Origin of the sequence: Parageobacillus thermoglucosidasius, from assembly GCF_001295365.1 — a bacterium.
GTDB classification, from domain to species: Bacteria; Bacillota; Bacilli; order Bacillales; family Anoxybacillaceae; genus Parageobacillus; species Parageobacillus thermoglucosidasius.
This window is the reverse complement of record NZ_CP012712.1, coordinates 3,502,912-3,529,592: the sequence shown is the minus strand read 5'-3', so window position 1 is coordinate 3,529,592 and position 26,681 is coordinate 3,502,912. Positions and strand designations below refer to the sequence as shown.

Genomic DNA, 26,681 nt, shown 5'->3' with positions numbered 1-26,681 from the left:
TTTTTTGGCCTTATTTGAAGGAGGAAAAAGGGGGTTTTTTGCGTTGAAAAGTGCACTGAAAATGATCGGGGCTGTTTGTTTGATAAGCGGGCTTGCCGCGTGTGCCAATGGCATGGATGATGACCATCCGCGTTACAGCAATGCGACGCGCCCAATCGGGTATTATTCGACGGAGCGCTCCGCTGATCAATATCGCTACGGCCGCTATGGAACCAATACGGTTAATTACGACAACAACTATATATTAAGCCGCCGCGGGCCGGCGACCGATTTTTTTGCCGGCAATGACCGTGCGCGGATTCCGGGAACGGCCCGGTTTGATACCGATGCGCCGGTGCTCCCGATCGACACCGATTTCGGCGATGGCGACCGCAACTATCATGGCCATTTAAATTCAAGGGCAGGAAAAGCCAATCCTTCTTATTACAAAAGTTATGATGGGCGTTTAGCGGAGGCGGTCTCGCGCCGCGCTGATGCGGTGAAAGGAGTTAGCGATGCGCGGGCGCTCGTGTATCGTGACCATGTGCTTGTCGCGATTTCAACTGACGCGAAACGCGCGGATCATGTGGAGCGTCTTGTCGCCCAAGCGGTTGCGCCATACACGAAAGGAAAACATGTGCGCGTTGTTTCCAATCCGAGCATGTACAACCGCGTCCGCACCATCGACAACGATATCCGCCGCGGCCGGCCGATGGAAGAAATCGAGCGCGATTTAAAAACGATTTTTATCAACGGGAAAATAATCGAACGTCCGGCCAATACGCGGTAATTTTGATAAGGGAATGCTTTTTTCAAGGCATTCCCGTTTTTATTATGACAATTTCTCGTTTTTTTGATATAGTAATATCGGAAATTTCGTTGCGATGAGAGGAGAAATTTCTATGGCTGGACATTCGAAGTGGAAGAACATTCAACGCCGTAAAAACGCGCAAGATGCTAAGCGCGGCAAACTGTTTATGAAACTGGCGAAAGAAATTTATGTAGCCGCTAAAACAGGCGGAGGCGATCCGGCGGCCAATCCAGCCTTGCGTCTTGCTGTTGAAAAAGCAAGAGCGGCGAACATGCCGAATGAAAATATCGAGCGTGCCATCAAAAAAGCAACGGGGAGCCAAGAACAGACGAACTACGAAGAAGTTCGCTATGAAGGATATGGGCCTGGCGGCGTTGCGGTGATGGTTGTTTGCTTAACGGATAATAAAAACCGCACTGCTTCCAACGTGCGGGTGGCATTTTCGAAAAATGGCGGCAATTTAGGGGAAGCCGGCTGCGTTTCTTATTTATTTGATCGAAAAGGGCTGCTCGTTATCGCCCGCGAAGGGCTTGACATCGATGAAGACGACATGCTTCTTCAGGCGATTGAAGCAGGAGCGGAAGAGATGGAAACAACCGAAGATTCGTTTGAAATTTATACAACGCCGGAAACGTTTGAAGAAGTTAAAGAACAGTTGGAGAAGCAAGGCTTTTCGTTTGTCAGTGCCGAAATTACGATGATTCCGCAAACATATACGACACTGGCCGGCGATGATTTGAAAAAAATGTTGAAGCTGATCGATGCGCTCGAAGACGACGACGACGTCCAAGAAGTGTACCACAACTTGGACGAGTCCGTGCTCGATGAGTAACGGTCACATAATGTCCTATACGCAGTCGTATAGGGCATTATTTTTTCGCCAAATGGGGCACAGGCTGTGCCGGGAAGGCCAAACACGGAAAAAAGTGCGGCAGTGGAAAGAAAGCGGATAAAACTTCTTGCATTGGTGAAAATAAAGTTGAGCATTTATTTTTACCTTGAAAGAGAGGAAAAGGAAATGCGAATGTTAGCCGCTTTCTTCGTGATGTTTTTCCATGCATTGTTTGTCCAAGCTGCATTTGCAGCGCCGGCGCCAATAAAAATGACGATTATTTTGGAACGGCAATATTTAGACGGGGAAGTGAGCGAAGAGACAAAGGCAGAAACCTTTATGTCCATGAAAGACATATGGAAAAAATATAAAGGCTGGCAGCTTGTGAATATGGATGATGAAACGCTTGTATTTCGCAAAACGGTGGATGATATTTCGCCATTATTGAAAGCGAACGGGTATTTTGGCATTACTGAAGATGGAACGTTATCGATTTTTGAAGGAAAGCCCGCTCATTCGACGCGGATTATTCAATCGTTTTTTCAAATTGATGTAAAAAAGCTGGAAAGCCGCCAGCATGAGCAGTTGAAGCGAGGGATTCGCGTCGTCTCCAAGTCGCAATATCAAGACATGATCGAAACATACCGCCATTTCGCTTTCAGACAATAGACTTATCTTTTGGTAAGTCTTTTTTTGTTTTTATAGGAATATACATTCGCTTTTTGTTATAATGTAATGGTATGATACAATGGAAAGGCAGGAAAGAAAAGAGAGGGGTACAGCGTTGATTGAATTTATCCGCGGATACGTTGATTATGTTTGCCCGGAATATATTGTGATCGACAACAACGGCATTGGGTACCAAATCTATACGCCCAACCCGTTTTCGTTTCAAGAAAGCCGCGATACGATCGTAACGGTTTATACATACCAATATGTCCGTGAAGATATGCTTGCTTTGTACGGATTTCGCACCCGCGAAGAACGAGCGCTGTTCGCAAAGCTGTTGCAAGTTTCGGGAATCGGCCCAAAAGGCGGTTTGGCGATTTTAGCGGCGGGGCGGCCCGAGCAGCTTGTCGAAGCGATCGAACAAGAGAACGAAACATTTTTATGCAAGTTTCCTGGAGTCGGAAAAAAAACGGCGCGGCAGATGATTCTCGATTTAAAAGGGAAGCTTACTGCTGTCGCTGCTAGAACATATCCAGATTTGTTTCATCCCGAAGAAGAACCGTCACATTTATCTGCTCTCGAGGAGGCGATCGAGGCGTTAAAAGCGCTCGGTTACGCGGAACGGGAAATTCAAAAAGTAGTGCCATCGTTAATGAAAGAAAACTTGTCCACGGACCAATATGTGAAGCGCGCGCTTCAGCAACTGTTAAAATAGGGAGGGGAGGAACATGGAAGAACGCCTTGTTTCCGGCGATGTCCATCGTGAAGACATTTCGCTGGAATATAGTCTCCGCCCGAAATTTTTACATGAATATATTGGACAAGATAAGGTGAAAGATAATTTAAAAGTATTTATCGAAGCGGCGAAAATGCGCGAAGAGACGCTTGATCATGTGCTGCTGTACGGTCCTCCCGGGCTGGGAAAGACCACGTTGGCAGGAATTATTGCGAATGAGATGGGAGTTCACCTTCGCACGACTTCCGGCCCGGCGATTGAGCGGCCCGGCGATTTAGCGGCGATTTTAACTTCTTTGGAGCCAGGAGATGTGCTATTCATTGATGAAATTCACCGGTTGCACCGTTCTGTCGAAGAAGTGCTGTATCCGGCGATGGAAGATTATTGCTTGGATATCGTGATTGGAAAAGGGCAAACCGCCCGTTCCATCCGCATTGACTTGCCCCCGTTTACGCTTGTCGGCGCCACGACAAGAGCTGGCGCCTTATCCGCACCGCTCCGCGACCGCTTTGGCGTGATTAGCCGATTGGAGTATTATCAGCCGGAACATCTTACGCAAATAGTGATGCGGACAGCAGAGATTTTGCACGTGGACATTAAGGCGGAAGCTGCGCTGGAAATTGCCCGGCGCTCGCGGGGAACGCCGCGCATTGCGAATCGCCTTTTGCGCCGCGTCCGCGATTTTGCCCAAGTCCGGGGGGACGGAACGATCACGTTTTCGCTGGCGAAAGAGGCGCTCGAGCTGCTGCAAGTCGACCGGCTTGGCCTTGATCATATCGACCATAAATTGATCGAAGCGATTATAGAAAAGTTTAACGGCGGACCGGTTGGCATTGACACGATTGCCGCAACGATCGGCGAAGAGGCACAGACGATTGAAGATGTTTACGAGCCGTACTTGCTGCAAATCGGCTTTTTACAGCGCACCCCGCGCGGCCGCATTGTCACCCCTGCTGCTTACAAGCATGTTGGAATGGAGGTTCCAAAACATGAATAGCCTGCCTAAGCTTATCATGACCGTTGGAGCTGTCCTCATTATTATCGGGTTTCTCATGCAGTTTATAAAACTGGGGCGGCTTCCGGGCGACATTATTATCCGGAAAGGGAACACGACTTTTTATTTTCCGATTGTTACATCGATTTTGCTAAGCATTGTGCTGTCCCTCATTTTTTATGTGCTTGGTCGATTCCGCTAAACAACAAGGCAAGGTGAGAAAAATGAAAATCGATTTGTTTGACTTTGATTTACCGGAAGAGCTGATTGCGCAAACACCGCTGCCCAACCGCGACGCATCGCGGTTGATGGTGCTTGATAAAAAAACCGGCGAAATCCACCATGAAACTTTTCGCAACATTTTATCGTATTTGCGTGAAGGGGATTGCCTCGTTCTGAATGACACACGTGTGATGCCGGCGCGGCTTTACGGGGAAAAAGAAAATACCGGCGCCCACATTGAGGTGTTGTTGCTGAAACAATTGGAAGGAGACCGGTGGGAAACGCTTGTAAAACCGGCAAAGCGGGTAAAAGCCGGCACGAAAATTATTTTCGGCGACGGGCGGCTGCAAGCGACATGCGTTGATACGCTTGAACATGGCGGCCGCGTTTTGCAATTTTCTTACCGGGGTATTTTTTATGAAGTGCTTGAACAGCTTGGGGAAATGCCGTTGCCTCCCTATATTAAAGAAAAATTGGCTGATCCGGAACGCTATCAGACTGTATATGCCCGTGAAATCGGCTCAGCGGCGGCGCCTACAGCCGGACTGCATTTTACGGAACAGCTTCTTGACGATATCCGCGCCAAAGGGGTGCATATCGCGTTTATCACTCTCCACGTTGGGCTTGGCACGTTCCGCCCTGTCAATGTCGAAAACATTGAAGAACATGATATGCACGCCGAATTTTATCAAATGACGGAAGCGACGGCACAATTGTTAAACGAAACAAAGCGGCAAGGAGGCCGCATTATTGCTGTCGGCACGACGTCCACGCGCACGTTGGAGACGATCGCGGCAAGACATGACGGCACATTTGTTGCGGAAAGCGGCTGGACGGATATTTTCATTTATCCAGGCTATGAGTTTAAGGCGATCGATGGCTTAGTGACCAACTTTCATTTGCCGAAATCAACGCTGATTATGCTTGTCAGTGCGCTTGCCGGCCGCGAAAATATTTTGCATGCTTACAACGTGGCGGTTAAAGAGCGGTACCGGTTTTTTAGCTTCGGCGATGCCATGTTGATTATTTAAGAAAGGGGAGCGTTGGCTTGACATCACCGATTCGTTTCGAGCTTATCAAAACATGCAAACAAACGGGTGCGCGGCTTGGAGTGCTCCACACGCCGCATGGTTCGTTTGAAACACCGATGTTTATGCCGGTAGGGACGTTGGCGACTGTCAAAACGTTATCGCCGGAAGAATTAAAAGAGATGGGCGCAGGCATTATTTTGAGCAATACGTACCATCTATGGCTGCGGCCAGGGCACGAAATCGTCAAAGAAGCCGGGGGCCTTCATTCGTTTATGAATTGGGACCGCGGCATTTTAACCGATTCCGGCGGTTTTCAAGTGTTTAGTTTAAGCGATTTTCGGAAAATCGAGGAAGAAGGGGTATATTTCCGCAATCATTTAAACGGAGATAAACTATTTTTGTCTCCAGAAAAGGCGATCGAAATTCAAAACGCACTCGGTTCCGACATTATCATGGCGTTTGATGAATGCCCGCCATATCCGGCAACATATGAATATATGAAACAGTCCGTCGAACGGACAAGCCGTTGGGCGGAGCGCTGTTTAAAAGCGCACAAGCGCCCGGATGTGCAAGGCTTGTTTGGCATTGTGCAGGGAGGGGAATTTGAAGATCTGCGCAGACAGAGCGCGCAAGATTTAGTGTCGTTAGATTTTCCGGGATATGCGGTCGGCGGCCTCTCTGTTGGCGAGCCGAAAGAAGTGATGAATCGCGTGCTCGAGTTTACGACACCGCTTCTGCCGGCAGACAAGCCGCGTTATTTGATGGGAGTCGGTTCGCCGGATTCGCTTATTGACGGGGCGATTCGCGGCATTGATATGTTTGACTGCGTGCTTCCGACACGGATCGGGCGCAATGGAACCGTCATGACAAGCCAAGGGCGCGTCGTCATCAAAAACGCGCAATACGCCCGCGATTTTTCGCCGCTTGATCCTAACTGCGACTGTTATACGTGCCGCAATTATACGCGTGCATACATCCGCCATCTCATCAAATGTGACGAAACGTTTGGGATTCGTCTAACTTCTTACCATAACGTTTATTTTTTGATAAAATTAATGGAGCAGGTCAGACAGGCGATTCGCGAAGACCGGCTCCGGGATTTTCGCGATGAATTTTTTGAACGTTATGGCTTTAATAAACCGAATGCAAAAAACTTTTAAATAAAATATGACTAAGAAAGAGGGGATTTTATGTCAGCGACATCAGCGACGATTATGAATTTACTTCCAATTATTTTTGTTTTTGTTATTTTTTACTTTTTGTTGATTCGGCCGCAGCAAAAACGGCAGCGCGCGATTCAGCAAATGCAAGCCAATTTAAAGAAAGGGGATAAAATCATCACTATCGGCGGTCTGCATGGAATCATCGATTCGGTCGACGAAGATAAAGTGGTCATCCGCGCCGGAGACGGAACGCGTCTTACTTACGACCGCTCGGCAGTGCGCGAGGTTGTGTCCGAAAATAAGTAAATGGAAAACGGCTACCTTTTTTCAGCGAAGGTAGCCGTCATTGTTTAATTTCGCGATGCGGTTATATTTACTCCGGCAATTCCGCCAATTGCCGCTGCGACAAAAAAGCTAAGATGATACAGCCATTGTTCAAGGGTGAACGCTTTTTCCAATCCTAAAAATTGAAACAGAAATACAATGAAGGAAAATAGCAAGCTGGTGGTCCCGCCGGTAAACCAACCTTTTTCTTTTCCTTTCCCTCCGGCCACAAACCCCCCGATGAATACCGAAAGAAGCGATCCGGCGAAAATCACCCATGTTAGTGAAGATTCTTGTATGTCCGTCCATTTGAGAATGAGAGATAAAAAGAAGCTGATGAGAGCCGCCAATAAGAAAATCGTGACGATTCCGTAAACAATGGCTGTTCCGAGTCTTGCCATCTCCCTCCCCCCTTGTCGCTCGATAATTGTTTTACCAAAGTATATTCTTATTTGGACGTGTTTAGAAGTTTATTTGCGGTTTTTTTTCGCAAAAAAGGCACCGATTGCTGGAATTTGCGCAAGCTCTTCTCGTTTCATCAATTGAAAAATGATCAATAGAAGCAAATAAACGGTGGTTGTCACCGCAATAGCCGCTAACGTCCGCATCGGCAGCGAGAACATAACGAAAGTATGGTGGAATGATATATATCCAGCGGCTCCCGCTGCCATGATCGATAGACATGTTTTTGCATATTCGCTTACATAAACGGAGTATGACACTGCTTTAACGACCGTTGCAAAATGCAGCAGTGTAACCAGCACCGTATTGATCGCAATGGCCAATGCCGCTCCCATAATTCCTAAGTTTGGCTGGGTTGCCAATGCGAAAATGCAGGCAATTTTGACAGCTGCGCCGATGAGGCTGTTTGTCATCGCTGCTTTCGCTAAATCAAGGCTTTGCAATATCGCCTGCAGCGGGCCTTGAAAGTAATAGAATAAGAAAAACGGCGCCATCACTTTGACAAAATGGGTCGCTTCGCTGGTGCCATACATCAGCAGCATGAGCGGTTCCGCAAACACATATAAGACGACGACAGAGAGCCCGCCGGTGACAAGGGAAAGGCGCATTGCCTGCTGAATGCGGTGTTCCACCAGTAATGTTTGCTTTTGCGCCGCTGCTTCGCTAATTGCCGGAACAAGAGACGTGGATAATGAATACGTAATGAAAGATGGCAGCATTAATAATGGAAGCGCATATCCAGTCAGCTGGCCGTATTGCTTTGTAGCCAGCGTCGTTGCGACCCCGGCGATGGCCAAGCTGTTCGCCACGACAATCGGCTCCAAAAACCAGGAAAGGGAACCAATTAACCGGCTTCCTGTCGTTGGCAACGCGATGCGCATTAAACTGATAAACGTCTGCTTCCCTGCTTTGACATATTGAAAAAACTTTGCGCGCACTTTCATCGATTTTTTTAACTTAAACATGTAAAGCAAGTATAATAGCGATGCGAATTCGCCGATTACCGACGAAAGCATGGCGCCCGCAGCAGCATATTCAATGCCGTATGGCAACAGCGCTTTTGTGCAAATGGCTATTAAGCTGATGCGGACGATTTGCTCTAATAGCTGTGAATACGCGTATGGCTTCATTTGCTGTTTTCCTTGGAAATACCCGCGCAGCACGGAAGAAATCGCAATGATTGGGACGACGGGGGCGATGGCGATCAGCGGATAATAGGTGCGCGGGTCCGTAAACAATGTTTGCGACAAAAACGGAGCGAGCAAAATCATGGCAGGAAAGAAAATAACGCTAAGTATGCCAGTCATCGTTAAAGAAACGACAAGAATTTGCTTCACTCTTTGCCGGTCGCCGACTGCTTCGGCTTCTGCCACTAGTTTCGAAATGGCGACAGGCAGCCCCATTTGCGTGATCGTTATCGCTAGCACAAGCGTCGGCATTGCCATCATGTACAACCCAACCCCTTCCCCGCCGATGACGCGGGCGACGACAATCCGATTGACAAATCCAAGCACTCTTGTAATCAAACCGGCAACGATTAAAATCATCGTTCCTCGTAAAAATTTGGACATCGTCTCTCCCTACCTTCTCAAATGCGGTAATCTTTTATACAATTAACTATATGCAGTCGATATAAACAAGCATGACAAGGATGATGGCGGATTTTATCAAGGGGAGAAGGGAAAAGAATGGAAAAGGAGAAACAAAAGGAATTGCGCGAACAACTGATGCCGGCATTGCAATGCAAGTATGATGAATTTCGCTTGCTTGGCTATAACCAAGTGACAATGGAACAAATATGGAATTGTTTAGTGCAAAAAAAGTGGAAAAACTTCAAAGAAGAAAAAAAGCTATTTGAGCTTGTCAACGATATTTTGTCGCTGCAAATCGGCGAATACATGTCGTTTGTGACGATGCAGTCATATAAAGAACAGCGTTCTTCCGGCAATGATGATTTAGAAACGGTATTAAAGGAATTATTATAGTGATGTAGAAAATTGACAGTTTCCGTTTGCTCCTTCATAATGGGAATGGGTATGCAGAAAGGTCTGATGTTTGCGGCCATCGTTTGTTGCGATCAGCCTTGCTTTTTTTGTGAAAACAATGTTTGTCTGGCGGAAGGTCGAAGGAAGAGCGGCAAGAAGAGCTGAAGGAGGATTTTTTATTATGGTAAAACGCAATCGCATTGTCGCGTTTTTCCTGTTGCTCTTGCTGTTGGCAGGGGTAATGGGGCCGACGATTCAAGGAATTGTACATAATATTAAATTGGGCCTTGATTTGCAAGGCGGCTTTGAAGTGCTTTATGAAGTGAAACCGGCGAAAAAAGGTGACAAAATCGATAACGATACGTTAAAAAGCACGGTGAGCGCGTTAAACCGCCGGATCAACGTGCTTGGCGTCAGCGAGCCGAATATTCAAATAGAAGGGAAAAACCGGATTCGCGTGCAGCTTGCTGGCATAAAAGACCAAAACCAAGCCCGTGAAATTTTAGCGACACAAGCGAAATTAACGTTTCGTGACGTGAATGACCATGTGTTAATGGATGGCAGCGACCTTGTCCAAGGTGGGGCCAAGCTGACATTTGACGAAAACGGAAAGCCGAGTGTCGCGATCAAATTAAAAGACGCGGATAAATTTAAAGAAGTGACGGAAAAAGTATATAAAATGGGACCGCCAAACAATTTATTGGTCATTTGGCTTGACTTTAAAGAGGGAGAAGATTCTTACAAAAAAGAAGCGGGAAAAGCAGACCCAAAATTTATTTCCGCGGCAGCGGTCAACCAAGTATTTAACCAAACGGATGTTTCGATCGTAGGCAACTTCACCGTAAAAGAAGCGCAACAATTGGCTGACCTGCTGAATGCCGGCGCGCTTCCTGTGGAGTTAAAAGAGATTTACTCGACATCAATCGGGGCACAGTTTGGCCAAAATGCCCTGCAAAAAACCGTTTTTGCCGGCATTGTGGGAGTTGCGGCAATTTTCCTTTTTATGATTTTATTTTATCGTTTGCCAGGGGTTATTGCTGTTATTACATTAACCGTTTATATTTACCTTACGCTGCTTATTTTTGATTGGATGAACGGCGTGCTGACATTGCCGGGAATCGCCGCCCTTATTTTAGGGGTCGGGATGGCGGTCGATGCCAACATTATTACATATGAGCGGATTAAAGAGGAAATTAAGCTCGGCAAATCGATTATGTCGGCGTTCCGCTCCGGAAACAAGGGGTCGTTTGCGACCATTTTTGATGCGAACATTACGACGATTATTGCTGGTGTTGTTCTCTTTATTTACGGGACAAGCTCGGTAAAAGGGTTCGCAACAACGCTGATCATCAGTATTTTGATGAGCTTCATCACAGCGGTATACGGCACGCGGTTGCTGCTCGGTTTGCTTGTCAACAGCCGCATTCTCAATAACAAACCGGGTTACTTTGGCGTAAAAAAATCAGAAATCTTAAATATCGCTGAAATAACAGACCATACGGAAGTGCCGACAAAATTTGACCGTTTGGACTTCGTAAAACATAGCAAAAAGTTTTTTATTTTTTCCGGTTTGTTGACAGTGGTTGGCATCATCGCTTTATTAACGATGAAGCTGAATCTCGGCATCGACTTTGCAAGCGGTACGCGCGTTGAAGTGATGAGCGACAAGCCAATCAATGTCCAGCAGCTAGAAGGCGAGTTTCAAAAACTTGGCTTAAAACCGAAAGATATCGTGTTATCAGGCGATCATAATAATGTCGGTGTCGCACGGTTTATCGGCGTGTTAAGCAAAAAAGAAATCGCGGAGCTTAAAATGCATTTTAAACAGCAGTACGGTTCAGAACCGAACGTCAGCACCGTATCTCCGGTTGTTGGCAAAGAATTGGCGCGCAATGCGCTGATCGCTGTGCTCATTTCCTCCATCGGGATTATTATTTACGTAACGGTTCGTTTTGAAATGTATATGGCGCTTGCTGCGATTGTTGCGTTGCTTCACGATGCGTTTTTCATCGTTACGTTTTTCAGCCTGACTCGTTTGGAAGTCGACTTAACATTCATTGCCGCGGTGTTAACGATTATCGGTTATTCCATTAACGATACGATTGTTACGTTCGACCGCGTCCGCGATTTAATGAAAAAACGCAAAGTGAAGACGGTCGATGATTTGAAACATATTGTCAACAGAGCGCTGCAACAAACGCTAACCCGTTCCATTAACACAGTGTTGACGGTACTCTTCACCGTTGTTGCTCTGCTGATTTTCGGCAGCAAGGCGATTTTCAACTTTAATGTTGCCCTTTTCGTTGGTTTAGTCTGCGGGGTTTACTCTTCGTTATTTATCGCTGCCCAATTATGGGTTGTTTGGAAAGGGAACCAACTGAAAAAAGGAAAAGCGAAAAAACGCCCGGAAAAAGAACTAGAACCACAAGTATAATGAACGAAAGAGCTGCCGGCCAAAAATGCTCCATGTTTCCATGGAGCATTTTTGCTTCTTAACAGAAGTAACTTCTTGCCCGCTCTTTTTTTTATTTTGGTATAATAGGAAGAGTTGAGGTGGGATACATGTTAATCGCAAAAACACGTTGGGATGTAAAACGGCCCGACGAAAATATCGTAAAGCATTTAGTGGAACAATTGCGGATCGATCCGCTTATTGCCACCCTTCTTGTCCATCGCGGAGTCCGCACGGCAGAAGAGGCGAACGCGTTTTTATATCCGCTGAAACAACCGTTTTATGATCCGTTTTTGCTAGATGGGATGGAGCGGGCGGTCGCGCGGATTCAGCGGGCGATACAGGATGGGGAGCATATTTTAGTATATGGCGATTATGATGCGGACGGCGTAAGCAGCACGACGGTAATGGTCAGTGCGCTGAAGGAAGCTGGCGCCATTGTGGATTTTTACATTCCCAACCGCTTTACCGAAGGATATGGCCCGAATGAAAAAGCGTTTCGCTGGGCAAAGGATCAGGGATTTTCCTTGATTATTACGGTCGATAATGGCATTGCCGCGGTGAAGGAAGTGGCGCTTGCCAACGAGCTCGGGATGGATGTCATTATTACCGACCATCACGAAGTGGGGCCGACGCTGCCGGAAGCGTATGAAATCATTCATCCGAAAAAGCCTGGAAGTACATATCCGTTTCGAGAATTAGCCGGGGTTGGAGTGGCGTTTAAAGTTGCGCATGCGCTGCTCGGAGAGGTGCCGCGCTATTTATTGGATGTCGCCGCAATCGGAACGATCGCCGATCTCGTTTCCCTTACCGGCGAAAATCGCGTATTGGTGGCGCAAGGGCTTGAGCAGTTGCGAAAGACAAAACGTATAGGATTGCGCGCATTGTGTACACAATGCGGGATAGACGCAGAAAAAATTGACGAGCAAACGGTGGGATTTATCATTGCGCCGCGGATGAATGCGGCCGGGCGATTGGGGGAAGCCGATCCCGCTGTAAGATTGCTGATGACGGAGGATGAAGAAGAAGCAAAAAGGCTTGCGAAAGAAATGGATGATTTAAACCGGGAACGGCAGCAGCTTGTCGCGGAAATCGCGGAAGAAGCGGCACAAATCATACAGGAACAATTTCCGCCATCTGAGAATAAAGTGCTGGTGGTGGCCAAAGAAGGATGGAATCCCGGAGTCATTGGCATTGTTGCATCCCGGCTGGTCGAACAGTTTTATCGCCCGACGATCGTGCTAAGCATTGATGTGGAAAAAGGAATTGCGAAAGGTTCGGCGCGAAGCATTCACGGGTTTGATATGTTTTCAAGCTTGTCGACGTGCCGCGATATTTTGCTGCATTTTGGCGGCCATCCGATGGCAGCGGGAATGACGCTGTCTCTTGAAGATGTTGGCGAATTGCGCCGGCGTCTTAACGCGCTTGCTGACGATATGCTGACAGACGATGATTTTACGCCAATAACATCGATTGACGCGGTTTGTTCCGTATCTGATTTAACCATGGCGGTGGCGGAGCAGCTGGAAAAATTCGCTCCATTTGGTGTCGGTAATGCCAAACCTCTTTTTTTAATGGAAAATGTGTCAGTGGAAACGATGCGCCGCGTCGGTGCCGATCAATCGCATTTAAAGGCCGTTTTTGCGCAAAATGGCGCTGCAATTGATAGCGTTGGCTTCGGCTTCGGATATTTGCGCGATGAAATCGCTCCGGATGCGAAAGTGTCGGTTGTCGGCGAGCTTGTTATTAATGAGTGGAATCATCTTCGCAAGCCGCAGCTGATGATTTATGATATGGCGGTGCATGAATGCCAGCTGTTTGATATTCGCGGTATGCGCGATGTAAGGTCGCTGATTGCAGCGCTTCCGCCAGATAAGCGGATGCTCATTATGTTTCGCGAAGATACGGCGGATGCGTTAGGAATCGGAGCATATAAAGAAGAGATTTATTATGCCGCCTCAGCGGAAGAAGCATCGCGGCTTTGTTTAGATGGCCGCTATGTGGTGCTGTTGGATATGCCTCCGTCTTTGGAAATGATAAAAATGTTATTACGTTCTAGTTTACCTGCACGCATTTATGCGTTATTCTATCAAAGGGAGACTCATTTTTTCCGCACGTTGCCGACGCGTGAACATTTTAAGTGGTTTTACGCGTTTTTGCGGAAGCGGGGCATGTTTAATTTGGCGAAACACGGCGGAGAGTTGGCACGTGCGCGTGGCTGGACGGAAGAAACCGTCTGGTTTATGGCGAAAGTGTTTCTTGAACTGGAATTTATAACGCAACGGGATGGCATCGTATCGCTTGTTCCTCAGCCGGCTAAGCGAGATTTAAGCGAATCGCCGACTTATCGCTTGAAACAAGCTCAGTATGAGCTGGAAAGTCTTTTTTTATATTCCACATATGAACAATTAAAGCGGTGTCTTTTTGAAATGAAAGGTTTGCACACATATGAGGAGGCAAATGCATAATGGACTTGAAACAATATGTGACAATTGTTCCTGATTTCCCTAAACCGGGGATTATGTTTAAAGATATTACCACATTGATGGATAAAGGCGAAGTGTATAAATATGCCACGGACCAGATTGTTCAATACGCGCGTGAAAAGAAAATCGACATTGTTGTCGGTCCGGAGGCGCGAGGTTTTATTATTGGCTGCCCTGTTGCGTATGCGCTTGGGGTTGGGTTTGCCCCGGTGCGCAAGGAAGGAAAGCTTCCGCGTGAAGTCGTTCGTGTCGAATACGGTCTTGAATATGGAAAAGACGTATTGACGATGCATAAAGATGCGATTAAGCCAGGGCAACGGGTATTAATTACAGACGATTTATTGGCGACAGGCGGAACCATTCGCGCGACGATTCAGCTTGTTGAGCAGCTTGGCGGCGTCGTCGCCGGCATTGCCTTTTTGATTGAGCTTACCGAGCTGGGAGGACGCAAAAAATTAGAAGGTTACGATATTTTAACGCTTATGCAATTCTAACCATCGACATGATTGGATTAATCCGCTACAATTAAGAAATAAAAGGGCACTCCAGAGAGTGCTCTTTCTTATTACGGTTGTTTTGCCGGGCAACAGGGCGTGTTGCATAACTCTTTACATGAAAAAAATTTTTCATGATAATAGTAATCAATATATGATTTTATTATACGCAAAGGTGATAGGATCCTATGGCCAACGAACAGGTGTTAACAGCGGAACAAGTCTTTGAACAGGCAAGCTACTATTTGCCGGAAAAAGATGTCGAATTTATAAAAAAAGCGTATGAATTTGCCGACCGCGCTCATCGCGATCAATATCGCAAATCCGGTGAGCCGTATATTATCCATCCGATTCAAGTCGCCGGCATTTTAGTCGATTTAAAAATGGATCCCGCCACGATCGCGGCCGGATTTCTGCACGATGTTGTCGAAGACACGGAAGCGACGAAGGAAGATTTGGAACGGGAATTCGGCAGCGAAGTGGCGATGCTCGTTGATGGCGTGACGAAGCTAGGGAAAATTAAATATAAATCCCAGGAAGAACAGCAAGCAGAAAACCACCGGAAAATGTTTTTGGCAATGGCGCAAGACATCCGCGTCATTTTAATTAAATTAGCGGACCGCCTTCATAATATGCGGACATTGAAACATTTGCCGATTGAAAAACAGCGGAGAATCGCCAATGAAACGTTGGAGATTTTTGCGCCATTGGCACACCGCCTTGGAATTTCAAAAATTAAATGGGAACTGGAAGACACTGCCCTCCGCTACTTAAATCCGCAGCAATATTATCGCATTGTCAACTTGATGAAGAAGAAGCGGGCCGAACGGGAACAATATTTGGAAGAAGTCATTCAAGAAGTGCGCGAACGATTGAACGAAGTCTCTATTCCATGCGAAATTTACGGAAGACCGAAACATATTTACAGCATCTATCGCAAAATGGTCATGCAAAACAAGCAGTTTAACGAAATTTACGATTTGCTTGCCGTCCGCATTATCGTGAACAGCATTAAAGACTGTTACGCTGTATTAGGCATTATTTACACATGCTGGAAGCCGATGCCGGGGCGTTTTAAAGATTACATCGCGATGCCGAAACCGAATATGTATCAATCGCTGCACACGACGGTTATCGGCCCGAAAGGCGAGCCGCTGGAAGTGCAAATCCGCACGTTTGAAATGCATCAAATCGCTGAATTTGGCATTGCCGCACACTGGGCCTATAAAGAAGGAAAGACGATCAAACCGAATTCGTTCGAAGAAAAACTGTCGTGGTTCCGGGAAATTTTGGAATGGCAAAATGATGCGAGCAATGCAGAAGAATTTATGGAATCGTTAAAGATGGATTTATTCTCCGATATGGTGTTTGTGTTTACGCCAAAAGGGGATGTCATTGAGTTGCCGGCCGGCTCGGTGCCGATTGATTTCGCCTACCGCATCCATTCGGAAATTGGCAATAAAACGATTGGTGCCAAAGTCAATGGCAAAATGGTGCCGCTTGATTACAAGCTGCAGACAGGCGACATTGTTGAGATTTTAACATCGAAGCATTCCTATGGGCCAAGCCAAGACTGGCTGAAGCTGGCACAAACGTCACATGCGAAAAATAAAATCCGTCAGTTTTTCAAAAAGCAACGCCGCGAAGAAAATATCGAAAAAGGAAGAGAGCTTGTCGAAAAAGAAGTCCGCAGCCTCGGATTTGATGTCAAAGAAATTTTAACAGCAGAAAATGTCAAGCGCGTTGCGGAAAAATTTAATTTTTCGAACGAGGAAGACATGTACGCCGCTGTCGGGTTTCATGGCATTACCGCTGCGCAAATTGCTCACCGTTTAACAGACAAATGGCGTAAACAGCGCGATTTGGAAGAACAACAGAAGAAATTGACAGAAACGATGTCAGAAACAAAGGTGCCAGTCGCGAAAAAACGCGATTGCGGCATTCGCGTCCAAGGGATGGACAACTTGCTTATTCGTCTGTCGCGTTGCTGCAATCCGGTTCCCGGCGACGAAATTATCGGCTTTATTACGAGAGGACGCGGAATCTCCGTTCATCGCATTGATTGCCCCAACGTGCAATCGGAGGAAGCGGCGGACCGCTTAATTTCGGTGGAATGGGAAAGCGATAAATCCAATCGTGAATATAATGTGGAGATTGAGATTACCGGGTATGACCGCCGCGGATTGCTTAATGAAGTGTTGCAAGCAGTCAATGAAACGAAAACGGATATTTCCGCCGTTTCGGGAAGATCCGATCACCGCAATAAAATCGCGACCATTCATATGACGATTGCCATTCGCAATATTAGCCATTTACAAAAAATTGTCGACCGAATCAAGCAAATTTCCGATATTTACTCAGTGCAGCGAATTATGAACAATTAGAAAGGAAAAGTGAGATGAGAGTTGTAGTACAACGAGCAAAACGTGCGAAAGTGACAGTGGATGGAGAAATTGTCGGAGCTATTGGCCATGGCCTCGTTCTTCTTGTCGGTGTCACTCATAGTGATACGAGCGAAGACGCGGCGTTTGTTGCCGATAAAATCGCGCATTTGCGCATTTTTGAGGATGAGTCTGGAAAAATGAACCTTTCTGTGCTCGACGTTGGCGGAGAAATTTTATCTGTTTCGCAATTCACCTTGTATGGAGACTGCCGGAAAGGACGGCGGCCAAACTTTATGGAGGCGGCAAGGCCGGATCATGCTTTGCCGATTTATGAAGCGTTGAACGAAGCGCTTCGCCAAAAAGGCATTCGGGTGGAAACAGGAAAGTTTGGCGCGATGATGGAAGTGGAACTGGTTAATGACGGTCCGGTTACGTTGATGGTGGAAAGCAAGGAAAAAGCGGGGAACAAATAATGTTCGCCCGTTTTTTTATGTCTTAACATGCCATCCTTCCAAAGCATTTTATTTTTTGCTGAAATGGGAACAATAAAAAAAGACATGGAAGAGGAAGGATGAGCAAAATGCGGCATAGTGCCAAAGGAGAATTTGCCCAGCGGAAAGCAAGCGAATTGTTTTCTATTGACTTTCATGAATTTATGAGAAAAGAGGCGGAACATACGGCGTTTGAATTGGCGTCCGAGTTTGGGTTAACGTTAAGAGATGTGCAAAAATTAAAAAAGCAAATCTCCCGTTTTTAAAACTTGACAAAACCACTGTTTATTCGTAAGATAAGTTATAAAAATTGTACATAATGACAACCAATGACGGAGAAAAGTAGTTAAGAATACACATGGCCAGAGAGGAAATGCCTTAGGCTGGGAGCATTTCTCCATGATGACTTAACGAAAGACACTCCGTAGGTTTCCCTTTGAACGCGCTGTTTGCGCCAGTAAAAGGGAACGCGAGACACGCGTTATCGGTAAAAAGTGGAAGCATTTTGCTTCAATTAGGGTGGCACCACGGGAAATAACGCTCTCGTCCCTATTTTGTATAATAGGGAAGAAGGGCGTTTTTATTTTGGATGTAAGGAGGTTTGACATGGCTTTTCAAATTCCACGAGGAACGCAAGACATTTTGCCTGGTGAAACAGAAAAATGGCAATATGTCGAAAAAATAGCGCGGGATATTTGCAGGCGTTACAATTATCGCGAAATCCGCACGCCGATTTTTGAGCATACGGAATTGTTTTTACGCGGCGTTGGCGATACGACCGACATTGTGCAAAAAGAAATGTATACGTTTGAAGACAGGGGAGGGAGAAGCATAACGCTTCGCCCGGAAGGGACCGCTCCGGTGGTGCGCTCGTTCGTTGAAAACAAAATGTATGGCGATCCGAATCAGCCGATTAAGTTATATTACATCGGGCCAATGTTCCGCTATGAACGGCCGCAGGCAGGACGGTTCCGCCAATTTGTCCAGTTTGGCGTCGAAGCGCTTGGAAGCGATGATCCGGCAATTGACGCTGAAGTCATTGCGATGGCGATGGAGTTGTACCAATCATTGGGATTAAAAAAAGTAAGGCTTGTCATCAACAGCTTGGGTGACATAGAAAGCAGAAAGGCGCATCGCCAGGCGCTGATCGATCATTTCCAAAACCGGATTCATGAGTTTTGCGAAGATTGTCAAGTCCGCCTGAAAAAAAACCCGCTTCGCATTTTAGACTGCAAAAAGGACCGTGACCATGAATTAATGGCGACAGCGCCGTCGATTCTCGATTATTTAAACGAGGAATCGAGCCGTTACTTTGAAAAAGTGAAAGCTTACTTAGCAAAATTAGGAATTCCATTTGAAGTCGATGCTCGCCTCGTGCGCGGGCTGGATTATTACAACCATACGACGTTTGAAATTATGAGCGATGCGGAAGGGTTTGGCGCGATTACGACATTATGCGGCGGCGGCCGCTATAACGGATTGGTGCAAGAAATCGGAGGGCCAGAGGCGCCAGGAATTGGCTTTGCGTTAAGCATTGAACGGCTGTTGGCCGCTTTAGACGCCGAAGGAGTAGCGTTGCCGGTCCAACGCGGCATTGACTGTTACGTTGTCGCCATTGGCGAAAAAGCAAAAGAGGAATCGGTACAGCTTGTTCACGAGCTGCGGAAAGCAGGCATTGTCGCTGATAAAGATTATCAAGACCGGAAAATAAAGGCGCAATTGAAAGCGGCAGATCGCTTAAATGCGAAGTTTGTGGCGATTCTCGGAGAGGATGAACTTGCAAAAGAAGTAATCAACATCAAAGAGATGGGCACAGGCGAGCAAACGGAAGTGCCGCTGCCTTCTGTCGTTGACTATTTAAAAGAACGATTGTCGTAGGAGGGATTGCAGGCGTGTTTGGAAGGACCTATTATTGCGGGGAAATTACGGAGAAAGCGGTTGGCGAAAAAGTTGTTTTAAAAGGCTGGGTGCAAAAGCGCCGCGACCTTGGCGGGCTGATTTTCATCGATCTCCGCGACCGGACGGGAATCGTGCAAGTCGTGTTCAGCCCGGAGGTGTCAAAAGAAGCATTACATGTGGCGGAAAAGGTGCGGAATGAATACGTGCTGAGCGTGGAAGGAACCGTCGTTGCCCGCGAGGAGGGAACGGTCAATCCAAATATTCCAACAGGGAAAATTGAAATTCAGGCAGAGCGCGTAACGATCATTAACGAAGCCAAAACGCCGCCGTTTACCATCGCCGATCAAACAGACGTGGCCGAAGAAGTGCGCCTTAAATATCGTTATTTAGATTTGCGCCGCCCGGTGATGTTCCGCACGCTGCAATTGCGGCACCGGGTAACGAAGGCGGTTCGCGACTTTTTAGACGGAGAAGGCTTTTTAGAAGTGGAAACACCAATTTTGACGAAAAGCACTCCGGAAGGAGCGCGCGACTATTTAGTGCCAAGCCGAGTCCATCCCGGCGAGTTTTATGCGCTTCCGCAGTCTCCGCAAGTATTTAAGCAGCTGTTGATGGTGGCCGGATTTGAACGCTATTATCAAATTGCCCGCTGTTTCCGCGATGAAGACTTGCGCGCAGACCGCCAGCCGGAGTTTACGCAAATCGATATTGAAACATCGTTTATGAGTCAAGAAGACATTATGCAGTTAACGGAACGGATGATGGCGCATGTGATGAAAGTGGCAAAAGGAATCGAAGTTTCTTTGCCATTTCCGCGCATGTCTTATGATGAAGCAATGAGCCGTTACGGTTCCGATAAGCCGGATACCCGCTTTGGTTTAGAACTCGTCGATGTTTCGGAAATCGTGAAACATTCTTCTTTCAAAGTATTTGCAGGTGCTGTTGCAAACGGCGGGCAAGTGAAGGCGATTAATGTGAAAGGGGCGGCAAGTACATACTCTCGCAAAGATATCGATGTGCTCGCCGAATTTGTTGCGCGTTACGGCGCAAAAGGGCTGGCATGGCTGAAGGTGGAAGAAGGCGGGCTGAAAGGGCCAATCGCCAAATTTTTCACCGAAGAAGAACGAAGCGGGCTTATCGAAACGCTTATGGCAGAAGACGGCGATTTGTTGCTGTTTGTCGCCGATCGTAAAGAAGTTGTCGCTGATGCGCTTGGCGCGTTGCGTTTAAAACTTGGAAAAGATTTGAACTTAATTGATGAAACGAAATTTAACTTCCTTTGGATTATCGACTGGCCGCTGTTAGAATATGATGAAGAAGATGGGCGTTATTACGCGGCGCACCATCCGTTTACCATGCCGGTGCGCGAAGATTTGCCGCAATTGGAGACAAGCCCGGAAAAAGTAAGAGCGCAAGCATATGACCTTGTGTTAAACGGTTATGAGCTTGGCGGCGGTTCGATGCGTATTTTTGAGCGGGACGTGCAAGAAAAAATGTTCCGCGCTCTCGGATTTACAGAAGAGGAAGCGCGCAAGCAATTTGGCTTCTTATTAGAAGCGTTTGAATATGGCACTCCGCCACATGGCGGCATTGCGCTTGGTTTGGACCGCCTTGTTATGCTGCTGGCGGGACGCACGAACTTGCGCGATACGATCGCGTTTCCGAAAACAGCCAGTGCCAGCTGCTTGCTGACAGAGGCGCCAAGTCCGGTTAGCGAACAACAATTAGCAGAATTGCGCTTAGTTATCCAGCCGGAAAAAACGGAGTAGCAATATTTGTTATTTCGTTGCAAAGACGCAAAGTGTATGGTACAATTAACGCAAATCAGTCCTGATGTGTTCGTCGTATAACCTATTGTTTTGACCGAACAATAAGTTATGCGGGAGCCCGGAGTTTCCAAGCGGCGTACATGCCTTAGTGTTCAAGGACGTGCAAATCTTGGAACAGGGCACCCACCTGCTTGGGAGCGGGTTCAAAACGAAGGCATCGACGGCACGATTGGGACTTGCACGTGATGGTTGCCAAAAAATCCCTATGTAAAGGCGATGCTTTACATAGGGATTTTATTTTTTTAAAATCAGATTGAAATTTAGCTGTTTGTTATTGTAGGATAAAAAGCGGTATGAAAAAAGAACAATGCAACGGAGGGTGTAGATGTTACATCAATTTTCGCGCAATGAATTGGCAATTGGCAAAGAAGGGCTGGAAAAATTAAAAAACGCAACGGTTGCCGTTCTTGGCGTCGGAGGAGTCGGTTCATTCGCTGTCGAGGCGTTGGCGCGTTCCGGCGTCGGGCGGCTTGTACTTGTTGATCGCGATAATGTGGATATAACCAATATTAACCGGCAAATTCATGCGCTTCTTTCCACGATCGGCCGCCCAAAAGTGGAATTAATGAAAGAACGCATTGCCGATATTAATCCGGAATGTGACGTTATCGCGTTGCAAATGTTTTATACCGAAGAAACATATGAGCAATTTTTCAGCTATGATCTTGATTTTGTTATCGATGCTTCCGATACGATCATCTATAAAGTCCATTTAATGAAAGAATGTTTAAAGCGCAACATCCCGATTATTTCAAGCATGGGCGCTGCCAACAAAATGGATCCGACGCGCTTCCGCATCGTCGATATTTCCAAAACCCATACGGACCCGATCGCGAAGGTGATTCGCGCGAAATTGCGCAAAGAAGGGATCCGGAAAGGCATTCCTGTCGTCTTTTCCGATGAAAAGCCGGTCGTTATTCGTGAAGATGTCCGCAAGGTGGTCGGCAATGACCAATCACCGATTCGCAAAGCGCAAATGCCGCCATCTTCGAACGCTTTTGTTCCATCAGTAGCGGGGCTGATTATGGCTTCATATGTTGTACGCGAGCTTTTAAAAGATATTAAAATTTATCGGGTCGGGGAAGAATGAAAAATGTCGCAGAAAACGCTCTGCGACATTTTTTATCAAGATTTGGCGATATGTTCTAAATTTCCGTTTTTGTCCATTCGGAAAATATGGGCTGCCTGCACTCCGTACTCTTCTTCTAAGATCAATTTGCGGGCGCGTTCCATAATTTTTACTAATGCCTCGTAGTCTTCTTTCACAGCGGATTGTTGTTTTTCCAGACGTTCCAATTTTTCTTGCAGCTTTTCATTGTGCGTCCGCAATTGCGCATTTTCGTGTTTTAGCCGCTCGTTTTCCATTTTGATCATTTCTGAATGCTCCGCATCAGACTTTAATGTTTGCAAAAAAGCGATGCATTGATCAAGAGTGATAGCAGGAACTGGAAGGAAAGAGGATGTTCCTTGTTGGAAAGAGGTGAAATCGGCCGAAAGCGGCTGCGCTTGATTTTCTGTTTGCTGCTTTTTTTTCACTTGCTCTAATGCCCGTTTCCGTTCTTTCCGCTGCTTTTTTGCTAATTCAATCGCTTCTGCGTAGCGTTTCCGCACTACGGCGTTCCAGCGGAATCCGCATGCTGCCGCTGTCCGGTTAAGGCGGTCGCCGGCTTCTTCAAACGCAGCAAGCTGCGTGCCCCCTTCGCGAATGTAGCGCAACACTGTCTCCGCCAATAAAATATCTTCTTCATGAGTCCAAGCGTCTTGTCGTGTTTTCATTCCACTGCACCCCGCAATCGATGTTGATAGATGATATTCTTTCCTCATACTGGAAAATTTAAACTTTCTATATATTTTATCCAAGTCAAAAGTTTACTAATCATTTTTTTATGGATCTGCATCATGACAACTCGGGGATTTGCTGGTTGCTTAGAATATTCATTCCTGCCATCATCGAAAAAGGCACCAGATTTTTCACTGGTGCCTTTTTGCATGAATTATTCTTCTGTTTCTTGGAATTTCTTTCTTCTAAATCTGCTTAATGATTCATACACGATTGGGACAATTAACAGTGTCAGCAATGTGGAGCTTGTTAATCCGCCCATAACGGTAACCGCCATTCCTTTCGAAATCAATCCGCTGCCTTCCATTCCTACTGCTAGCGGTATTAATGCCCCAACTGTCGCGAGTGCTGTCATTAAGATTGGACGCAGGCGAGTTGCTCCGGCTTCGAGTAAAGCTTCTCTTGTGCTTAGTCCTTCTTTTTCTTTATGAATCACACGGTCGATTAATACGATCGCATTGGTCACGACAATACCGATCAGCATAAGAGCACCGATCATCGCTGAAACACTAATGGTCTCACCTGTTATGAAGAGAGCCAATAATGCCCCAATAATGGTAAACGGCAATGAGAATAGGATGACAAATGGCGTAATTGCGCCGCCAAATGTGACAACAAGGACAAAATAGACGATCGCAACCGCTGCTATCATCGCTAATCCTAATTGCGTAAATGTTTCAGTAATATCTTCGGTTACGCCGCTTGCTGATATTTCCACATTTTTAGGCAGCTTAATCTTATCCACTTCTTTTTGCAAGCTTGCCGCCACTTTGGATACGTCTTTTGTTTTTACTTGGGCGCTAACCTCTGCATAAATTTTTCCATCCTGACGGGTAATTGTATCAGACGTTTTCCCTTTCTTCACTTCCACTAACTCTTTAATTGGCACTTCAAATCCGAGTGGAGATGAAATCTTTTGATTGGTTAAATCATTGATACTTTCATGGCTTTGTTCTTTTATTTTAAAATATACATTCAGTTCTTTTCCGTCTTTTTCAATCGTTGTTATGACTGGATTCTGCTTTACTGGCATTAGTGCTGAGCCAATTTGCGCTGCTGTTAAGCCAAGTTTGCTTAATTTTTCATGATCGACCACTAACGTAAATTCATCATAGGTTTCGGAAATGCTGGAGTCGATTTTCGTTAAATCTTTTTCCTTTTTCATAAGATCTTGGATTTTATTTACAATTGGTTCCAGTTCTTCTCTGCTTTCCCCATACACATAGTATACTAGCTGATTGCTGATTGCATTACCGGAGAAATCTTGTTGTTTCCACTCTCCCTGTTTAACTTTTCTTTGCAGGTCTTTAATCACTTGTTCTTTTTCTTTATCAAAATCTGGAGTGTCATCATCGTAAGCAATAAACATCATTGCACTGTTAGTATCCCCTGGGTTCATCGGGTTTTCGCTGCCAACAGAAAGCTGTACTGTTTTCACATTCTTTTTGTTTAAGAAATATTTTTCAGCCGCAAACGTATATTCTTTTACTTGCTCAAGCGTTTCGCCCGGAGCCGGTTTGTAGGTAATGACCATCACTTTTTCTTCATCAGCAGGCAAAAAGCTGACACCGATCACAGGGACGAGAAATACACTTGCAACAAGAAGGAATACGGCAATAAGGCTTGTTACAATTTTATGGTTTAATGACCAATTTAAGATTTTCTTATATTGCTCTGCAAGTTTTCCATGTTTTTCTTTTTTATGCTCATTTTGCCCTTTTAATTCTTTTTGGAATAAAGTGTGCCCCATTAAAGGAACCATTGTAATGGCAACAAGTAATGAAGCGAGCAAAGCAAAAACAATGGTTAATGCAAAAGGCAAAAATAATTCTCCGACCATCCCTTTAACCAGTCCGAGAGGAAGGAACACGACGATCGTGACAATGGTGGATGACATGATCGGAATAAACATTTCCTTTGTTGCTTCTCGGATTAACTGTTTTCCTTTTAATTTTTCCTCTTTTAAATGCAGTCTCCGATAAATATTTTCAATAACAACAATCGAATCGTCTATGACGCGGCCAATCGCAACCGTCATTGCGCCAAGCGTCATCATGTTCAATGAAATATCCAATTGCTTTAATACGAGTAAAGCAATAAGGACAGATAGTGGGATGGAAATCACGGCAATGAGAGTTGAACGAATGTTTCTTAAGAATAAAAGGATAATGAGCGCTGCAAATAGAGCGCCAAATAACGCTTTATCGACCATTGTTTCGATCGATTCTTCGATAGGTGTTGCCATATCAAAACTTGTTATGATTTTTAATCCATCTATTTTATCTGCAAATTTATCTAATTCTTTTTTTATTTCATTGACGACCGTTACTGTGTTCGCATCTGCTGCTTTAACAATTTGAAGGCCGATCGCTTCCTTTCCGTTCGTTCTTGAGATCGATTCCGCTTCTTTAACGACTTGAATATCAGCAATCTCGCCTAATTTTACTGTAGGAAGGCCTTGCGCTTGCTGGCTTAAGCCATTTGCTTGGTTATTTCGCGCGCTCGTTGGGTTGCCAGCGTTATGGTTTGGCGTGATTGCTGAATGGCTGGTGCCGGGCGCCGGCTGGCCTCCTTGAAGATCCGTGCCTCCAACATTTGCATTCATTCCATTATTTGGATTGTTGGCTTGTGGGATGACCGGGATTTCTAAATTCTTCAATTCTTCCAATGTTGTTATATTGCCGTCTACGACAACGGATTGCTCTTTATCGTTAAACGTGTACAAACCGAGAGGAAAAGATACATCGGAACCTTTGATTACATTTTGCACCGTTTCTTTATTTAAACCGAGCTGTGCCAATTTTTTGTCATCCAAAGCGATTTGCACTTCTTCGATTTGTTGGCCAGAAATTTGCACCGAAGAAACGCCGTTAATTCTTTCCAGTGATGGGACAATCTCGTCTTCCACAATTTTGGTAAGCTCGGCTAGCGACGCCTTTTTATCCGAAATGCTTAAAGCCATTACCGGAATGGAATTAAAGCTTATTTTCGAAATCTTTGGTTTATCCACGCCTTCCGGAAACTGTATCGACGTTAATGCTTCTTCTAATTCTTTTTTCGCTTCATCCATATCTTTTTCATAATCATATGTAATTTGAACAGATGAGGCATTTTGAAAAGAAGTGGAAGTAACAGTGTCTACCCCGTTTAAATTTTTAACAGCTTTTTCAATCGGTATCGTCACTTTATTTGCCACTTCTTCTGGGGTTGCTCCCGGATAGGCCGTCACGACACTAATCACTGGTGTGTTGATATTCGGTATGGTTTCAAGTTTCATCGTCATTCCTGAATATAAGCCTGCTGCCATAACAATGATGGTGAGCAGCCAAACAGCAAATTTGTTTTTTAAGGAAAAATGAATAATTCGGTCTAGCATTTTTTCAACCTCCCGCCGTTTTCCATTTTCGCTTGATTCATTCGCTGCAATAATCAATAATATATATGACCAATTAGTCATAAGTCAATAAATTAATAAAAATTTACTTGGAATTTATGAAAAAATCATATAAGTGACTGTCCAGTCATTCAAATTCCAACCCTCCTATTTTTCTATTTTAGTGTGATGCATCACCGTGATAATGGATAACATATATTACCC

The 26,681-nt window shown here is 45.7% G+C and carries 24 protein-coding genes, 1 other RNA gene and 1 other annotated feature; of the genes, 20 read left to right on the top strand and 5 right to left on the bottom strand.

Translation table 11 applies throughout. The features are described from left to right. Positions 1-43: 43 nt before the first annotated feature. The 9 genes from AOT13_RS17430 to yajC all read left to right on the top strand — a co-directional run bounded on the left by AOT13_RS17430 (position 44) and on the right by yajC (position 6,743). On the top strand, positions 44-769 hold the full coding sequence (locus AOT13_RS17430; RefSeq protein WP_042383453.1) for a YhcN/YlaJ family sporulation lipoprotein: 726 nt from the start codon (positions 44-46) through the stop codon (positions 767-769). 112 nt (positions 770-881) lie between these two features. Continuing rightward, positions 882-1,622, top strand: coding sequence for a YebC/PmpR family DNA-binding transcriptional regulator (locus tag AOT13_RS17425; RefSeq protein ID WP_013400321.1), 741 nt, complete (start codon positions 882-884; stop codon positions 1,620-1,622). Positions 1,623-1,808: 186 nt separating this feature from the next. Beyond that, complete coding sequence (locus tag AOT13_RS17420; RefSeq protein WP_042383530.1) at positions 1,809-2,291, top strand: intercompartmental signaling factor BofC; 483 nt, start codon at positions 1,809-1,811, stop codon at positions 2,289-2,291. Between the two features lie 115 nt (positions 2,292-2,406). Beyond that, positions 2,407-3,006 (top strand): Holliday junction branch migration protein RuvA, encoded by a 600-nt coding sequence (gene ruvA, locus AOT13_RS17415; RefSeq protein WP_042383455.1) that lies wholly within the window; start codon positions 2,407-2,409, stop codon positions 3,004-3,006. Positions 3,007-3,019: 13 nt separating this feature from the next. Continuing rightward, positions 3,020-4,024: a Holliday junction branch migration DNA helicase RuvB gene (ruvB, locus tag AOT13_RS17410; protein WP_003248925.1), complete on the top strand. Its 1,005-nt coding sequence runs from the start codon at positions 3,020-3,022 to the stop codon at positions 4,022-4,024. After that, positions 4,017-4,223, top strand: a complete 207-nt coding sequence (locus AOT13_RS17405) for a DUF2905 domain-containing protein (protein ID WP_013400323.1) — start codon at positions 4,017-4,019, stop codon at positions 4,221-4,223. The genes ruvB and AOT13_RS17405 overlap by 8 nt, the downstream gene beginning before the upstream one ends. Before the next feature lie 22 nt (positions 4,224-4,245). Next, positions 4,246-5,274, top strand: coding sequence for a tRNA preQ1(34) S-adenosylmethionine ribosyltransferase-isomerase QueA (gene queA, locus AOT13_RS17400; protein WP_013876537.1), 1,029 nt, complete (start codon positions 4,246-4,248; stop codon positions 5,272-5,274). A 17-nt stretch (positions 5,275-5,291) separates the two neighbouring features. Further along, complete coding sequence (gene tgt / locus AOT13_RS17395; protein ID WP_003248927.1) at positions 5,292-6,434, top strand: tRNA guanosine(34) transglycosylase Tgt; 1,143 nt, start codon at positions 5,292-5,294, stop codon at positions 6,432-6,434. 30 nt (positions 6,435-6,464) lie between these two features. Next, a complete protein-coding gene (gene yajC, locus AOT13_RS17390; protein WP_003248928.1) occupies positions 6,465-6,743 on the top strand; it encodes a preprotein translocase subunit YajC in 279 nt (92 codons plus the stop codon). Between the two features lie 44 nt (positions 6,744-6,787). On the opposite strand, the gene AOT13_RS17385 is transcribed toward yajC, so the two are convergent. Together AOT13_RS17385 and spoVB are read right to left on the bottom strand one after the other, a co-directional pair. Then, complete coding sequence (locus AOT13_RS17385; protein WP_013876538.1) at positions 6,788-7,162, bottom strand: TIGR04086 family membrane protein; 375 nt, start codon at positions 7,160-7,162, stop codon at positions 6,788-6,790. Between the two features lie 69 nt (positions 7,163-7,231). Beyond that, a complete protein-coding gene (gene spoVB / locus AOT13_RS17380; protein ID WP_003248930.1) occupies positions 7,232-8,794 on the bottom strand; it encodes a stage V sporulation protein B in 1,563 nt (520 codons plus the stop codon). Positions 8,795-8,911: 117 nt separating this feature from the next. Here spoVB and AOT13_RS17375 point away from each other — a divergent pair, with 117 nt between their 5' ends. The 11 genes from AOT13_RS17375 to AOT13_RS17325 all read left to right on the top strand — a co-directional run bounded on the left by AOT13_RS17375 (position 8,912) and on the right by AOT13_RS17325 (position 22,333). Further along, complete coding sequence (locus tag AOT13_RS17375; protein WP_003248931.1) at positions 8,912-9,208, top strand: post-transcriptional regulator; 297 nt, start codon at positions 8,912-8,914, stop codon at positions 9,206-9,208. Between the two features lie 181 nt (positions 9,209-9,389). Continuing rightward, on the top strand, positions 9,390-11,642 hold the full coding sequence (gene secDF, locus AOT13_RS17370) for a protein translocase subunit SecDF (RefSeq protein WP_003248932.1): 2,253 nt from the start codon (positions 9,390-9,392) through the stop codon (positions 11,640-11,642). 128 nt (positions 11,643-11,770) lie between these two features. After that, positions 11,771-14,128, top strand: coding sequence for a single-stranded-DNA-specific exonuclease RecJ (gene recJ / locus AOT13_RS17365; protein WP_042383458.1), 2,358 nt, complete (start codon positions 11,771-11,773; stop codon positions 14,126-14,128). After that, entirely contained in the window at positions 14,128-14,640 is a 513-nt protein-coding gene (locus AOT13_RS17360; protein ID WP_003248934.1) for an adenine phosphoribosyltransferase, read from the top strand. The genes recJ and AOT13_RS17360 overlap by 1 nt, the downstream gene beginning before the upstream one ends. A gap of 188 nt (positions 14,641-14,828) precedes the next feature. Beyond that, positions 14,829-17,024, top strand: a complete 2,196-nt coding sequence (locus tag AOT13_RS17355; RefSeq protein ID WP_042383460.1) for a RelA/SpoT family protein — start codon at positions 14,829-14,831, stop codon at positions 17,022-17,024. 14 nt (positions 17,025-17,038) lie between these two features. Next, on the top strand, positions 17,039-17,497 hold the full coding sequence (dtd, locus tag AOT13_RS17350) for a D-aminoacyl-tRNA deacylase (protein WP_003248937.1): 459 nt from the start codon (positions 17,039-17,041) through the stop codon (positions 17,495-17,497). A gap of 98 nt (positions 17,498-17,595) precedes the next feature. After that, positions 17,596-17,781: a hypothetical protein gene (locus tag AOT13_RS17345; protein WP_061577858.1), complete on the top strand. Its 186-nt coding sequence runs from the start codon at positions 17,596-17,598 to the stop codon at positions 17,779-17,781. Between the two features lie 54 nt (positions 17,782-17,835). Continuing rightward, positions 17,836-18,069: a binding site (T-box leader), on the top strand. A gap of 52 nt (positions 18,070-18,121) precedes the next feature. After that, positions 18,122-19,393: a histidine--tRNA ligase gene (gene hisS, locus AOT13_RS17340; RefSeq protein ID WP_042383462.1), complete on the top strand. Its 1,272-nt coding sequence runs from the start codon at positions 18,122-18,124 to the stop codon at positions 19,391-19,393. A 14-nt stretch (positions 19,394-19,407) separates the two neighbouring features. Continuing rightward, complete coding sequence (gene aspS / locus AOT13_RS17335) at positions 19,408-21,183, top strand: aspartate--tRNA ligase (protein ID WP_042383464.1); 1,776 nt, start codon at positions 19,408-19,410, stop codon at positions 21,181-21,183. Positions 21,184-21,238: 55 nt separating this feature from the next. Then, positions 21,239-21,423: non-coding RNA, 6S RNA (ssrS, locus tag AOT13_RS17330), on the top strand. A 145-nt stretch (positions 21,424-21,568) separates the two neighbouring features. After that, the gene (locus tag AOT13_RS17325) at positions 21,569-22,333 is read left to right on the top strand and encodes a tRNA threonylcarbamoyladenosine dehydratase (RefSeq protein WP_042383466.1); all 765 of its coding nucleotides are present in this window, start codon (positions 21,569-21,571) and stop codon (positions 22,331-22,333) included. A 35-nt stretch (positions 22,334-22,368) separates the two neighbouring features. Here AOT13_RS17325 and AOT13_RS17320 read toward each other — a convergent pair whose 3' ends face one another. The 3 genes from AOT13_RS17320 to AOT13_RS17315 are packed head-to-tail and all read right to left on the bottom strand — an operon-like array spanning position 22,369 to position 26,459. Next, complete coding sequence (locus AOT13_RS17320; RefSeq protein ID WP_042383469.1) at positions 22,369-23,019, bottom strand: RsfA family transcriptional regulator; 651 nt, start codon at positions 23,017-23,019, stop codon at positions 22,369-22,371. Between the two features lie 44 nt (positions 23,020-23,063). Beyond that, positions 23,064-23,234 carry a hypothetical protein gene (locus AOT13_RS20250; RefSeq protein ID WP_155116375.1) on the bottom strand — a complete coding sequence of 57 codons (171 nt, stop codon included), beginning with the start codon at positions 23,232-23,234 and terminating at the stop codon, positions 23,064-23,066. A gap of 3 nt (positions 23,235-23,237) precedes the next feature. After that, positions 23,238-26,459: an efflux RND transporter permease subunit gene (locus tag AOT13_RS17315; protein WP_042383471.1), complete on the bottom strand. Its 3,222-nt coding sequence runs from the start codon at positions 26,457-26,459 to the stop codon at positions 23,238-23,240. Positions 26,460-26,681: the final 222 nt, after the last annotated feature.

Coding starts and splice junctions, on each gene's coding strand:
- AOT13_RS17425 (WP_013400321.1), top strand. CDS start 882: ATGGCTGGACATTCGAAGTGGAAGAACATTCAACGCCGTAAAAACGCG.
- AOT13_RS17420 (WP_042383530.1), top strand. CDS start 1,809: ATGCGAATGTTAGCCGCTTTCTTCGTGATGTTTTTCCATGCATTGTTT.
- ruvB (WP_003248925.1), top strand. CDS start 3,020: ATGGAAGAACGCCTTGTTTCCGGCGATGTCCATCGTGAAGACATTTCG.
- AOT13_RS17405 (WP_013400323.1), top strand. CDS start 4,017: ATGAATAGCCTGCCTAAGCTTATCATGACCGTTGGAGCTGTCCTCATT.
- queA (WP_013876537.1), top strand. CDS start 4,246: ATGAAAATCGATTTGTTTGACTTTGATTTACCGGAAGAGCTGATTGCG.
- yajC (WP_003248928.1), top strand. CDS start 6,465: ATGTCAGCGACATCAGCGACGATTATGAATTTACTTCCAATTATTTTT.
- AOT13_RS17385 (WP_013876538.1), bottom strand. CDS start 7,162: ATGGCAAGACTCGGAACAGCCATTGTTTACGGAATCGTCACGATTTTC.
- spoVB (WP_003248930.1), bottom strand. CDS start 8,794: ATGTCCAAATTTTTACGAGGAACGATGATTTTAATCGTTGCCGGTTTG.
- AOT13_RS17375 (WP_003248931.1), top strand. CDS start 8,912: ATGGAAAAGGAGAAACAAAAGGAATTGCGCGAACAACTGATGCCGGCA.
- secDF (WP_003248932.1), top strand. CDS start 9,390: ATGGTAAAACGCAATCGCATTGTCGCGTTTTTCCTGTTGCTCTTGCTG.
- recJ (WP_042383458.1), top strand. CDS start 11,771: ATGTTAATCGCAAAAACACGTTGGGATGTAAAACGGCCCGACGAAAAT.
- AOT13_RS17360 (WP_003248934.1), top strand. CDS start 14,128: ATGGACTTGAAACAATATGTGACAATTGTTCCTGATTTCCCTAAACCG.
- AOT13_RS17355 (WP_042383460.1), top strand. CDS start 14,829: ATGGCCAACGAACAGGTGTTAACAGCGGAACAAGTCTTTGAACAGGCA.
- dtd (WP_003248937.1), top strand. CDS start 17,039: ATGAGAGTTGTAGTACAACGAGCAAAACGTGCGAAAGTGACAGTGGAT.
- AOT13_RS17345 (WP_061577858.1), top strand. CDS start 17,596: ATGAGCAAAATGCGGCATAGTGCCAAAGGAGAATTTGCCCAGCGGAAA.
- hisS (WP_042383462.1), top strand. CDS start 18,122: ATGGCTTTTCAAATTCCACGAGGAACGCAAGACATTTTGCCTGGTGAA.
- AOT13_RS17325 (WP_042383466.1), top strand. CDS start 21,569: ATGTTACATCAATTTTCGCGCAATGAATTGGCAATTGGCAAAGAAGGG.
- AOT13_RS17320 (WP_042383469.1), bottom strand. CDS start 23,019: ATGAAAACACGACAAGACGCTTGGACTCATGAAGAAGATATTTTATTG.
- AOT13_RS20250 (WP_155116375.1), bottom strand. CDS start 23,234: ATGCAAAAAGGCACCAGTGAAAAATCTGGTGCCTTTTTCGATGATGGC.
- AOT13_RS17315 (WP_042383471.1), bottom strand. CDS start 26,459: ATGCTAGACCGAATTATTCATTTTTCCTTAAAAAACAAATTTGCTGTT.